The following is a 13218-nucleotide window of genomic DNA, read 5'->3' on the forward strand; positions in this document are numbered from 1 at the left end:
AGCGACCTAAGCCGTTCTTGTTCATTTTGATAAGTTTACTTATCAGTCGTTTTAGATTTCTTCGTGCTTATGGACTAGGCCGAAGTCAGCTAAAATGGCATACGCAGCAGGGATCATAAACAACACCAGCAGAGTGGATGCGAAAATACCAAACACGATGGAGATAACCAGTGGTTGGATAACCTGTGCTTGCAAACTGGTTTCAGTCAGTAACGGAAGCAAACCTGCTGCAGTGGTCATTGATGTTAGGAATACTGCTCTAAAGCGTTCCCGACTGGCTTTGACTACTGAGTCATGTACATTATCCCCTTCATCCACATGATGGCGTATGTACTGAACTAACAGAATCGAGTCATTCACCACAATCCCTGCTAATGAGACGAAGCCCATCATACTTGGCATACTTAATGAGTGACCGAGTAGGATGTGTCCCCATACCACGCCAATAAAGGCGAGGGGAATCGCAAGCATGACGACGAATGGTTCCAAATAACTGCGGAATTGGTAACTCAGAATCGCAAACACGCCAAATAAACCAAGCAAGAAGCCTTTACCCATTGATGAGCCAGTTTCAGCGGTATCTTTGGCTTCACCTTCAAAATCAAAGCGAAGACCAGGATACTTTTGCATAAGCTTTGGCGCCTCATCCTGTTGGAACTGACGAATAATGGCGGTTGAGTTGGCTTTCGTATTGTCGATATCGCCGAATACGCTCACAGTCCTCAAGCCATCAATGCGCTGGATTCTTACGTAATTACGTTGGAAATCCAAAGTCGCAATGGTTGCGAGGGGGATTTGACTGCCATCGGACAAGATAATCGGAAAGTTTGCCAATTGCTGTAAGTCACCGGCTTGTGCTTTATCGAGGCGAACTTCGATGGAAATGTTTTCTACCCCAACTTGGATCTCGTCTGCGGTTTGGCCAAAGAAAGCTGCACGCAATTGATTGGCGATGAGTTGGCCGTTAATCCCGTAAGCTTCTGCGCCCGGACGCAGTTTTACCAAGACTTCTTCTTTACCCATACGCATGTCATCCAACACGCCATGGACACCGTCAAACTCATTTAAGTACTGTTGAATGTCGATAGAGGCGGCTTTGAGCGCATCCAGTTCATCATGCTTCGCTCGAATTTCAATCGCTCGTCCACCCGGCCCCATGGTCGGTTGTTTAAATACCAGTGAGATAGGATCCGCAAGTTCACCAATGTCTTCACGCCATGCGTCGATAAATTCATCGATGAGTGTGTTACGACTCTCGGCGCCCAGCAAATCCAGACGTACCGTGGCAATGTGAGGGCCAGATTCATTCGCGTCGGCGTTAGCGTTGAATTGACTGGTGATGTGTAGAACCAATGGATTGCCGTCTTCCACTTTCTCTGTCCATTCTTTATCTAGCTTTTGAGCGGAAGCGACGATCTTATCGACGACAGCTTCCGTTTGAGACAGAGAAGAACCCGGAGGAAGAATAATGCGCGCTTCTGCAATGTCGCCATCCAACTCAGGGAAGGGTTGGAACTTGAGTAAACCACCTACTAACGTGGCAGCGGAGATAAGAAGTAATGCAACTACGCCACCCATAAAGGCATAGCGATACTCGACCACTTTATCCACTGCGTTGACCAAGGTGGTGTTACGGAAGTTTTCAAAAGAAGCGAGCAGCTTTTGTTTAAACTTCGGTGTCTTTCGCTCTTGCTTTTGTTTATGTAGCGAATGAGAAAGGTGGTTAGGTAGGATCAAGAAGGCTTCCACCAAACTCAAACTCAAAACGAGGATCAGAACTTGAGGAACTGCTTTAAGTACCGCACCCATTTCACCTTGCAGGAATAACAAGCTACCAAAAATACACACCGTAGTTAGGAAGGAAGAAATTACCCCTGGCAGTACCTTTTTCACTCCTTTGATAACGGCATCATCGATCTCTTCTCCTCGGTCGAGGTGAGCGGCAATCGATTCGGCAATAACGATGGCATCATCCATCATGATACCGATGGCCATGAGTAACCCGACCAAAGACATGATGTTGATGGACAGGCCAAGTTGCGCCATCAAAAATAACCCACCTAAGAAGGCAACGGGTAAACCAGCTGCGACCCAAAAGGAATAGCGAAAACTAAAGAACAACCACATGGTGGCGAAGACCAGAATGATACCTTGCCAACCGTTTTTGACCATCATGGTCAGGCGATCCCAAAGCACGGATGAAAGGTCATTGGTCATTTGTAGCATCACACCGTCTGGCGCGATAGCTTGTTGTTCTTCGACAAATTGAGCAACCCGTTCCTTGATACGCAGTGCGTCATCTTCTTTGTTTTTGCTGACTTTTAGTAGGGCAGAAGGGTGACCATCGAAGAGGACTTTCTGTTCGTCCAATTCAAACCGGTCGGTAATCGTCGCAATATCTCTTAGACGGATGATTGAGCCATTTGTACCAGAGCCCACGACGATAGTCTCAAGCTCTTCCGGCGTCACGCGTCGTTCGTCAAAGCGGATCAGAAAGTTCTTATCTGGCGTTTCGACATTACCACTTGGCAACTTGACGTTTTGACGACCAATCTGGTCCGCAATATCACCAACACTCAAACCAAGTTGTCGGATAGCTTGAGTGTCTAACTCTACTCGGTATTGGTGGTCAGAGAAGCCAGCAACTTCAACCAAAGAGACATCGTAATCGATTTTTAACGTGCGTTTAAGCTGTTCGGCATACGCTTTTAGCTCTGGCCATGTGGTATCTGCGGTGATCGCGACATCCACAACTGGCTCGTTCCAATCGAGCTCTTGGACCACAGGAGATTCAATCTCTTGTGGGAAGTCGTTTATCGAGTTGATCTGGGTTTGAACATCAACCAACATGCGCCCAATGTCGGCTTCTTCATTCAGTTTTAAGATAAGACGCGCAGAACCCTCAATCGCTTCACACTGAGTTTCTTTAATGTTGGCAAGGCCATCGACAGCATCTTCCATTCGGATACAGATGCTCTCTTCTACCTCTTGAGGGGAAGCGCCGGGGTAAACCACACCAGCTAGGATGTAGGGCGGATCAAACTCAGGAAAAGTTTCACGCTTAATCGTGGAAAGTGAAGAAATCCCCAATATCAGCAGCGTTAGCATCAGCAAGTTGGCTGCTGTTGGATGCTTGGCGAAGAATCGGATCATGAATCAGACTCCTCAATAGCCGTTTCTGACTGTTCAGGTGACTCTTTCAATAGCATGCCGTTAATCGCAGGCAGCAAATCGTTGATGATCAGCTTCTGACCTTGCTCTAGTTCACCATCGATCACCACTTGGTTATTGCGACGATATAACACTTCAACCGTGACGACTTGCAGACGATTGTCATCGCCCATCAGGTAAATCTTATTGCCATGAAGCGCACGCTCTGGGATGACCCAACTCGGGTTCTCTTGTCCCTCAATCAAGGCACGCACAAACATGCCGTTCACCAATGGAGGCGCAGACGTTGGGTTTAATGCACGGTAGTCTTGTTCAATTTCCAGAATCACACCGGCAGTCGCTTGGCTTGGATCAACCGTTTCACTGATGCGTGCAACTTTCGCAGGCCAGCTTGCAGAGAGGTTACCGCTGCTGAGTTCAATGTTGGCATGAATCGCATTCATATCAGGTTGTGGAATACCAGATTCATCACGGACAAACTCACCGATGCTCGCCGCCAAAGTTTGCATGTCATGAATGGATAGTTGAGCTTCCACTTCCATGACATCAATACCATGTCCTGTCACCATGGTTTGTTGGAGGTTAACCACTTGCTTTTTCTCAATTTCTACGTCAGCAATACGCAAATCGTAAGGAAGCGTGATGATGGTTTTATCAAGCGAGCGTTCGGCCTCATCCACTTTTGATGCATTAACTTTAACTAGGGCTTCCGCGACTCGTTTCTCATCCGGCATCAAACCAATTTGATTTTCAATATCCAGTACTAACTTACGTTGAGAGAGCGCGCTTTGCTCTTGCTGATCTACATCCGATTGCGAGGTTAAGCCTTTCTTACGTAGGTTTTGTTTACGGTCTAACTCTTTGTTGGCGATAACCAGACGGTTGGCTTCTATCTTGAGTGTGCTTTTGAGATTCGCTTCTTCTTGGTTCAGCTTAGCCAGAGAGGTTTGAGCAGATTTGAGATCGGCTTGAGCTTGAACCAGTTTCAACTCGTAATCGAGTGGGTCGATTCGCAAGATTTCCGTTCCTGCTTGCAGCACTTGTCCTTTTTCCAGTTGCGGATGACGGTAAACCACTTTACCGGTCACTTCGGCTATCGCTTTCCATTCAACTTTCGGTGCGATTTTACCAAAGCCAATAGCAACAGGTGCAATCGCTTTCAGCTCAAGTGGAATCGTCTCGACCAACCGTGCACGATCTCCAGCGGGTTTTACGGGCAAATCTGGTTTGAGGCTAATCGCCAAAAACAGAATGACGACCCCCACCGCAAGAGCAGGAAAGAACAGCAGCTTTTTATTTATCTTCATATTGGTCGCCCGAGTCTAAAAATCCATGTTTCATCAGTTGTATGTTGTGTTCGAATAATCGGTTCAAGAAGGCTTCAGAAAGTTCAATGCCATGAATGGCGAGCAGTGCTGGTGGTGCCATAAAAGGAAACACCATCAAGCTGATGTAAGAGACGCGACAAAGTTGAGGGTCGGCGTCTTTTCGTAAAACGCCACTGTCAATCAACTTATCAAAGATCACGCCTTGCATTGGCTTGCTGATATCTGCGAAGACTTTTTCGAGCAGTTTGCGTTGGGTTTCCGATGGGGGCATATGCATAACTTGGGCAACTAAGCGTGGGAACTGTGGTACCTTGATCATTTCGCGGTAGTAGGTACGCATTAGATCGAGAAAGTTTTGCTCGTTACTGTTGGATACCAACGTCTGCATCTGCTTTTGCATCGGTGACAGTGTTTCGCGCAACATGGTCTCGAACAGGCCTTCTTTGTTGCCAAAGTAGTAGCGAATCATCGCAACGTTCACGCCTGCTTTCTGCGCGACTAGGCGAGTAGAGACCTTGTCATAAGCCATAATGGTGAAGAGTTCGCGCGCGTGGAAAATCAGTTTTTCCCGTGCGTCGATATTATCTGTGGGTCTTCCCGCCCTTCGATGCGCTTCCGTCACAATCTTCTCTCAAAATATTAAACATTTGATTAATTATAAGACGCTGATTTCTCATGCGACATGTGAAAAATTAATCAGTATTTAATCAAGTGATTAATTTGTGATGAAGAGAAGTAAAAAAGAGCAGAAAGAACTGCTCTTTGAACAAATAGAAAAGTATTTACTTAGGAAGAACGGTCTTGTGAGGCTATATCACCCCCAACTTAACACACTCCAATTCGGTCTGTTGGCGTGTTCTTTTAGTTGTGGGCATGGATTTACCAGATAAGCGTAGTTCGCGTATTCACAAAGCGGTAAATCGTTGATTGAATCGGTATAGAAATGGATTTCGGAATAAGGCTCAGGCTGATTTTCTAGCCACTGTTTTAATCGCGTGACTTTGCCTTCACGATAACTCGGGATACCGTCGATTTCAGCAGTATAACGGTTGTTTTTCTCGATTAAATCAATTCCGAGTGCGGTTGGAATATTAAGACGGCGACCAACGGCTTCCACCAAAAAAGTGACGCTGGCAGAGATGATAACCATATCTATACCATCACGAGACAGTTGCTCAATCAGGGTTTTGGCTTGAGGGAACTGTTTAGGCAAAATATGGCTTTCAACACATTCTTCAACCAAGGCGTTTACTTCTTCAATCGGCATGTTTTCTAGTGGCTTCATGGAGAACGCTAGGTAATCTTCCATGTCCATTTTGCCTTCAGAGTACAAGGCCATTAGACGCTGATCTTCCATAATAAATAAAGGATCAGTCGCGATGCCTTTCTCAACCATAAACTCGTTCCAAATCATTGCGCAGTCAGCGTTTATTAGGGTTTCATCCATATCAAAAACATACAAAGGTTTGGACATGTTTAGGCTCTCACTGGTTGAATTTCGTTTAGGTTAAAGAGTAGTTCTAGTTGGCTGCCATTCGCTAGTAAGCGTTCTGAAGAGCGGTTAAGTAAGTCAACAGTGAGCTCACACTCTTCAACGTTCACTTGATAGCGAATAACATTACCTAGAAGCTGGTGGTTGGTGATCGTACCTACTTGTGGCGCTGAGATGTGGCTATCATATTGACGACCTTGCTCTTTTACATATATAGACTCTGGGCGAATCGCCACTTTCCATTCGGTATCAATGTTGAAGAGTTGCTTGGCTTTATTGGCCTCTACAAGGTTGTAGTGCCCCATGAAACCGGCCACAAACTCGTTAGCAGGATGAGTATAGATTTCTTCAGGTGTTCCTGCTTGAACAATTTCTCCTTTACTCATTAGGAAGATACGATCAGACATAATCATCGCCTCTTCTTGGTCATGAGTTACGAAGATAGTGGTGAGATTCATCTCTTTCTGAATATCTCGGATTTGCTGACGAAGGTGTTTGCGGATTTTGGCATCAAGCGCAGAAAGTGGTTCATCAAGCAATAATATGCGAGGTTTCACCACCAACGCTCGAGCGAGTGCGACACGCTGGCGCTGACCGCCAGAAAGTTGATGCGGATAGTGTTTTTCTTTACCTGCCAGATCCACCAGTTTGATGACTTTAGCCACTTCACGTCGAATATCATCATTCGTAAGCTTTTTCATTTTTAAGCCAAATGCAATGTTGCCTTCGACGGTCATATTGGGAAACAGCGCATACGATTGAAAGACCATCCCAATACCACGCTCTTGCGGGACTTGATGCGTGATATCTTCTCCGTTTACCCAAATCTCGCCTCCATCGACAGGGTTAAGCCCAGCAAGGCTGCGAAGTAGTGTCGATTTACCACAACCGCTAGGGCCTAAAAGCGTAATGAATTCACCTTGCTCGATGTTAAAGTGAATGTCCTCAAATACGGTGTTATCACCAAAACGTTTAGTCAGATTTTTCGCTGTTACGTAGCTCATTGTTTGACTCCTCGGCTGAAACGACTTGCCAACCAAGTCAGTAAAAAAATAAATAGGAAGTAGGTCATCACTAAGGCAGACGTAAAGTGGCCGCTCGTCTGACGCATGTTATACAAGTAGATTTGCAGGGTTTCATAACGTGTGCCGACTAAAATATTGGCGAACACAAACTCTCCCAATAGAAATGAAAATGAAAGGAAAAGCGATGCCATCAGTCCTTTTTTGAGGTTAGGTAAAATGACCATCAAAAACGCTTTGGTTGTGCTTGCCCCTAGCAAGTGTGCAGCGTCCATTAAATCGTTAAGGTTAATTGCTTCGAAGCTATTAGAAATCGCACGATACATGAACGGTAACGCGATGGTGAAGTAAGTACCTACTAGAATCCAAGGAGTACCGATAAGGGAGATTTCACTGTCAGCATAAAGTTGAAGCAAGCCGACGGAGGACACCACTGGTGGTACAGCGAATGGTAGCAAAATCAATACGTTCATGAGCTTATCGAGCTTCGGAAAGTAGTAAAACACCACGAATATCGCTGGCAGAACCAGAATCACACTGAGGGTTAGCGAAGCAATACAAATAAACAGCGAACGCCCAAACGCTTGCAAAAAGCGTGGGTCGGTCAGCAATTTAACGTACCAATCAAAAGTGAAACCATCTGGAAGCACCGTGGCGCCCCAGCGTGATGAAAGCGAATAGACAAAGGTCGCTAAAATCGGGATGAGCATGATCCCAACAATGGAATAAACCACCGTTTTATGGAATCGATTATTAACGTTGTGCATGACTACTTCCTACCTGCATAGCTTTTCGAAATGAGCCATTGGTTAATCACTGTGATAAAGGCAAGTAACGCCATTAGAATCACCGAAATTGCAGCGGCGAGATTAGGTTCAAGGAACAGGTCTCCCGATACCAGACTCGCAATTCGAATTGTGATGACGTTATAGTTACCGGAGGTCAACGCATAAACACTCGCATATGCGCCAATTGCGTTGGCTATTAAGATAATAAAGGTACCGAATAAGGCTGGTGAGAGCACTGGCAGAGCGATTTTCGCCCAATACTGTGATGTTTTGGCTCCCAGTAGCGCAGCAGCTGCTTGCCAATCATCACTCAACGCATCGAACGCAGGGTAGAGCAACAACACCGCCAGCGGGATTTGGAAGTAGATGTAAATGGCCAGCAGGCCCCATTTACCATAAAGGTCGAAATCACCGAGTAAGCCATACTGCTTGAGCAAAAGGGTAATCGCCCCATTGGTGCCCAAAATAATAATAAAAGCGAATGACAGAGGTACGCCTGCAAAGTTGCTGCTCATGTTCGTAAACGCAATCACACCGTCGCGGACTTTAGAATCGACTCTGCGCAGAGAAGAGACCAACAGAGTCGCAATGGCTAAGCCAAAAATGCTCGACCATATAGCTAACCACAAACTGTTGCCAAACGCCTGCATCATAAAGGCGGAGTCGAGCACTTCAATGTAGTTATCGAAGGCAAACTCGCCATCGTAGATAAAGCTGTTTAACAGCACCCAAATCATCGGTGCGAGTTGAAATAGGTAGAAAAACAGCGCGAAAGGCACCAACCAAATGGCTGGCTTAAAGCGCTTTAACCAAGTACTTGCCAAATTTGAGCGTGATTCGCTGGAGCTTGGGGAGAGGACTGAACTGCTCATAGTGCTAACAATTCCTGAGTGTATGGCTTCGTGTGGTCAAGGTTTAGCAATTGACAAACGGTGCCACAAATATCAGTTTGCTTAACATGACAATCTTGATGGGTAAACTTATCACCAATGACAAACAGGGGAACTTCTCGCTCTTCAGGTAAAATCCCACCATGAGAAAGATCGTTGTTCATGCCATGATCGCTGGTCACAATGATTTGATACCCATCAGCAAGCCATTGATCGATGTAGTTGGAAAGAATAATGTCTGCACCTCGCGCACAATTGCGGTATTGGCGAGAGTCTAGGCCAAACTTATGTCCTGTATCGTCGATATTCATCGGATGGATCAATAAAAAATCAGGTTGATAGTTGCGACGTAAATACTCTGCGTCCAGGAACAAGGCTTCATCAGGATAATGATCCCAATGGTAAAAGCAGCCATGCTGGATATTCAGGGTTTCATCATGCGTGAAACGATCGCGAACAGGTTCAAATGGCGCGCGATTATAAAGCTCACTTACCCAATGGTAGGCAGCCGCAGCGGTCACTTTTCCTTGGGCTTTTGCCAAACTGAAAATGGAATCGTGTTTGGATAGACGAACGATATTGTTGTTTACGATGCCGCTTTCTACAGGGCGAACGCCCGTTAAAATGCACTCATAAAGTGGGCGAGACATAGAGGGCAGCTCACACTGCACAGGATAAAGCGTTGCGCGAGTTTCTTGTTGGGAACGACTTTGTTCTAGAAGACCATTGAGGTAGCCCATGCAATCACGGGCTACCTGATAGTTCAGTCCATCTAGAACAACAAGGATGACCTTATTGCTCATAACGACTTACTCTTATTGCTGGTGGATTAAGACACTTTCTTGCCATTGACGTGGCAGCTTACGTGCGGACTTTTCCCAAGCTGAGAAGTCAGTCACTGGGTGAACATTGCTGTATTGGTCATTAGCAATTAGCTTGTCTTGCACTGCTTGAGGCAGTGTGATGTTGGTGCGGATTGGACGCGCATAACCTTCTGCTAAGTTGATTTGCCCTTGATCGCTGAAGATGTATTCACGAGCAAGCTTTGCTGCATTAGGGTTCTTCGCGTATTTATTGATTATGGTTGTATAACCAGAAATCACAGAGCCATCTTGAGGAATGCTCACTGTAAAGCGGTCGCGGTCAATTTTGTCGCGGTAGTTCAATGCATTGAAGTCCCACATGATCGCCACTTCAACTTCGCCTTTTTCTAGGTTGGCGATGTTCGGATCGGTAAATGAAAGACGACCTTGCTTCGCGAGTTCAGAAAAGAATTTGAGCGCAGGCTTGAGGTTGGATTCGTCCCCACCGTTGGCGAAAGCTGCGGCGAGAACCGCGTTGTTTGCCTGTGCTGCTACGCCTACGTCACCTACGGTCACTTTGTAGTCGCCTTTTAATAGGTCATCCCACGTTTTTGGCGCGTCTTTTACGAGGTTATTGTTGGAGATAAAAGAAATAGTGCCAGTGTAGGCAAGTGCCCAATGACCATCTTCGTCTTTTGCCCAATCTGGGATGTCATTCCAAGTTGTTGGTTTATATGGCTGAGTGACGCCTTTTTTAACCGCTACACGTGCGAAGGCAAAGCCTACGTCACCAATGTCTGCGGTCGCGTTTTTCTTCTCAGCTTCGAATTTTGCGATTTCTTGAGCCGAGCTCATATCCGTGTCTTGGTGCTTAAGGTTGTAATTTGACTTTAAATCAGCCCAAGTGTCTTTCCAGTTTGCCCAACTGTCAGGCATACCCACACTGTAAACCGCCCCTTCTTTTTGTGCTGCTGCTACCAAAGATTCAATATCGGCTTCTTTCGCTACTGTTGGCGTAGCGAGCGTTACCGCAATGATTGCCGCTGGTGCGGTAATTGAACGACTTAGCAAAGTTTTCATTGTCTCCATCCTTCTGGACTAGGTCAGTAAGTTCGCTTTGTATGCTATGGATGGAATGTGACGATTTAGCGCAAGTAATTTGACAGTTTTGCTGATTTTATATGGCACTTATATTTCATACGTTCAGTATGTGTTCTGTTGATTAATGTCATATTTTTGTTACGTAAACGCCTTATGTTATTCGTCAAATTATCGTTGGACTAGATCAGAATGAGAGCGACAGGCACCGGACAATTTGGTACCCAATTAGGAAAAATTAGAAGCAGCTTAAAACAGCAGATTCTTTCCGGCATCATGTCGGAAGGACAAAAACTGCCGTCAGAGAGAGAGCTCAGTGAGCTGTTTTCTACAACTCGAATCACTATCAAAGATGCGTTGGTGTCTTTAGAAACTGAAGGTCTTATTTATCGAGAAGAGCGCCGGGGTTGGTATGTATCTCCTGAGCGTATCTGTTACAACCCGTTGTCTCGTTCTCACTTCCATCAGATGATTCGAGAGCAGCATCGTATTGCAGAAACTAAGTTACTCAACGTGCGAAGTGAAATGGCCGCAGGTGAGTATGCCAAATCGTTAGAGGTGGAGCTAATTACCCCAATTTATGTAATTGAACGGTTACGTTTTATTGATGGGCGAGCGGTATTGTTTGTTGAGAACGTGCTCAAAGCGGCACTGTTTGAGGGTATATTGTCTGAGAACCTCACCATGTCCCTGACGGGCATTTATCGTGAGAAGTATGGTTACGAGACAAAGCGCTCTCGTTTTGATGTGATTCCCACGTCAGCTCCTGCTCATGTCGCTAAGGCGTTGAACCTAGCTGAAGGACAACCCGTTCTGAAAATTCGGCGGGTAAACTACAAACAAGATGGGCATTTAATGGACTGCGAATTCGAGTATTGGCGTCCAGATGCAGTGATGATTCGCATTGATAGCGTAGGATAAAGCGCAGAATTAAAAAGAGCCCAATGAAGGGCTCTTTTTCGCATATTGGTTAGAGAGGCGGTTTAAACGAGGCCTTGCTCTTTTGCCATTCTGCTTGCAATGCCGGGTGCTTTCCAAATGCTTGGCAGCAAAATGAAAGACACAGGCACGGCAGTAATTACAATGAAAGACTGCAATGCAGAAATACCACCAGAGCCCATTGAGATAAGCGCAATAGCGACAATACCCATAATCAGACCCCAGAACGAGCGAATCACTGCGTTTGGTTCTGTTGAGCCCGTCATCACTACACTGATTGTGTAAGTCATCGAGTCACCCGTCGTCACGATAAATGTTGTCGTTAAGATCAGGAACAGAACCGAAATGATCATTGGGTAAGGTAATTCACCAGTAATCGCTAGCAGTGCTGCAGGCAAGTTAAAGCCTTCAAACGCAGATGAAATCAAACCAGGGTTATCAAGTTCAAACGCAAGGCCACTGCCACCAACGATACTAAACCAGAAGCAAGTAATCAGCGGTGCCGCGATGCTAATAGACATGATTAATTGGCGAATTGTACGACCACGAGAGATACGAGCAATAAAGATCGCCATCATTGGGCCATAACCGATAAACCAACCCCAGAAGAATACTGTCCACCAACTTAGCCAGCTTGTATCACCACGGTAAAGTGCCATAGGGAAGAAGTTATCCACCATACGACCAACGCCTTGCACGTAGCCATCAACGATAAAGCTTGTCGGCCCGAAGAACAGGATGTAACCAATTAATAGTACAGACAAAATGATGTTGTAACGACTGACGATTTGAATACCCTTGCTCAAACCGCTCAGTGCGGAAAGGGTATACATCAGGATCGCCGCCATGATAACCATGCTTTGCGTTACGAACGTATCTGGCAGGCCAAACAATGAGTTTAGCGCGTAGCTAATTTGTAAACCTAAGAAGCCGATAGGACCGATGGTTCCTGCTGCTACGGCAATGATGCTACATGCGTCAGCAACATCACCAATCCAGCCTTTAATGGCTTTATCACCAAAAACAGGGTAAAGCAGAGTACGCGGCTTAAGAGGCAGGCCTTTATCGTAATGCAAGTGCATTAAGACAATGGAAGATAGACCACCAAGGATCGCCCAAGCTAAGAAGCCCCAGTGCATAAAAGACTGAGATAGGGCATTGATTGCGGCAGTTTTCGGTGAGGCTTCCCCGTATAGAGGCGGAGCAGTTACAAAGTGCGCGATAGGCTCAGCAGCGGCCCAGAACACACCACCACCTGCAAGTAGAGTACAGAGTACGATTGACAACCACTTAAAGTTATCAATATCAGGTTTCGCTAGACCACCTAGGCGCACATAACCAGTGCGACCAAACGCAAGAGCCAAACCAATTAGGAAATTCAGAAGAAGCAGTACTTGCCAGTAAGCTCCGAAATATTTAGTAGCAAAGCCGAAGCCGGTGTTAACCATTGCGGTTAGAGAGTCGGTATTCGTTAGAGCAAGTAAAACGAATAGAGTGAGGAAGCTACCACTTAACCAAAAGACAGGATTGGTGAGTTCGAGGCGCTTGAGTAAAGATGGGGGATGAATAGCAGAATAGTCAGCATCCTGAATAGGCGCTGTGTGGGAGGCGGCATTCGTCATATTTGACATAATTACTTCGCTTTTTAGGGCTATGAAGCCGTGCATTTCCCCTCACATCGTTTCAA

General features: G+C 45.9%; 11 protein-coding genes. 1 reads left to right on the forward strand and 10 read right to left on the reverse strand.

Annotated elements, in window-relative coordinates:
* Nucleotides 1–51: 51 nt before the first annotated feature.
* The 9 genes from R7Q41_RS15205 to R7Q41_RS15245 all read right to left on the reverse strand — a co-directional run bounded on the left by R7Q41_RS15205 (nt 52) and on the right by R7Q41_RS15245 (nt 10574).
* Complete coding sequence (locus tag R7Q41_RS15205; RefSeq protein WP_033906311.1) at nt 52–3153, reverse strand: efflux RND transporter permease subunit; 3102 nt, start codon at nt 3151–3153, stop codon at nt 52–54.
* A complete protein-coding gene (locus tag R7Q41_RS15210) occupies nt 3150–4478 on the reverse strand; it encodes an efflux RND transporter periplasmic adaptor subunit (protein WP_025767987.1) in 1329 nt (442 codons plus the stop codon). Before R7Q41_RS15210 ends, R7Q41_RS15205 begins: the two co-directional genes overlap by 4 nt.
* Nucleotides 4465–5121, reverse strand: a complete 657-nt coding sequence (locus tag R7Q41_RS15215; protein ID WP_025767986.1) for a TetR/AcrR family transcriptional regulator — start codon at nt 5119–5121, stop codon at nt 4465–4467. The genes R7Q41_RS15210 and R7Q41_RS15215 overlap by 14 nt, the downstream gene beginning before the upstream one ends.
* Before the next feature lie 192 nt (nt 5122–5313).
* A complete protein-coding gene (locus R7Q41_RS15220; protein WP_017633566.1) occupies nt 5314–5973 on the reverse strand; it encodes an HAD family hydrolase in 660 nt (219 codons plus the stop codon).
* Nucleotides 5974–5975: 2 nt separating this feature from the next.
* On the reverse strand, nt 5976–6995 hold the full coding sequence (locus R7Q41_RS15225; RefSeq protein WP_318144561.1) for an ABC transporter ATP-binding protein: 1020 nt from the start codon (nt 6993–6995) through the stop codon (nt 5976–5978).
* The gene (locus R7Q41_RS15230) at nt 6992–7780 is read right to left on the reverse strand and encodes an ABC transporter permease (RefSeq protein ID WP_033906312.1); all 789 of its coding nucleotides are present in this window, start codon (nt 7778–7780) and stop codon (nt 6992–6994) included. Before R7Q41_RS15230 ends, R7Q41_RS15225 begins: the two co-directional genes overlap by 4 nt.
* A gap of 2 nt (nt 7781–7782) precedes the next feature.
* Nucleotides 7783–8673 carry an ABC transporter permease gene (locus tag R7Q41_RS15235; protein WP_033906313.1) on the reverse strand — a complete coding sequence of 297 codons (891 nt, stop codon included), beginning with the start codon at nt 8671–8673 and terminating at the stop codon, nt 7783–7785.
* Nucleotides 8670–9494: an alkaline phosphatase family protein gene (locus R7Q41_RS15240; RefSeq protein WP_033906314.1), complete on the reverse strand. Its 825-nt coding sequence runs from the start codon at nt 9492–9494 to the stop codon at nt 8670–8672. Before R7Q41_RS15240 ends, R7Q41_RS15235 begins: the two co-directional genes overlap by 4 nt.
* A gap of 12 nt (nt 9495–9506) precedes the next feature.
* Nucleotides 9507–10574 carry an ABC transporter substrate-binding protein gene (locus R7Q41_RS15245; RefSeq protein ID WP_005373851.1) on the reverse strand — a complete coding sequence of 356 codons (1068 nt, stop codon included), beginning with the start codon at nt 10572–10574 and terminating at the stop codon, nt 9507–9509.
* 210 nt (nt 10575–10784) lie between these two features.
* On the opposite strand from R7Q41_RS15245, the gene R7Q41_RS15250 reads away from it, so the two are divergent.
* Nucleotides 10785–11513 (forward strand): UTRA domain-containing protein, encoded by a 729-nt coding sequence (locus R7Q41_RS15250; protein WP_258658249.1) that lies wholly within the window; start codon nt 10785–10787, stop codon nt 11511–11513.
* A gap of 62 nt (nt 11514–11575) precedes the next feature.
* On the opposite strand, the gene R7Q41_RS15255 is transcribed toward R7Q41_RS15250, so the two are convergent.
* Nucleotides 11576–13162, reverse strand: a complete 1587-nt coding sequence (locus R7Q41_RS15255; protein ID WP_196358483.1) for a BCCT family transporter — start codon at nt 13160–13162, stop codon at nt 11576–11578.
* Nucleotides 13163–13218: the final 56 nt, after the last annotated feature.

Source organism: Vibrio sp. 2096, assembly GCF_033339595.1.
Classification (GTDB): Bacteria; Pseudomonadota; Gammaproteobacteria; order Enterobacterales; family Vibrionaceae; genus Vibrio; species Vibrio alginolyticus.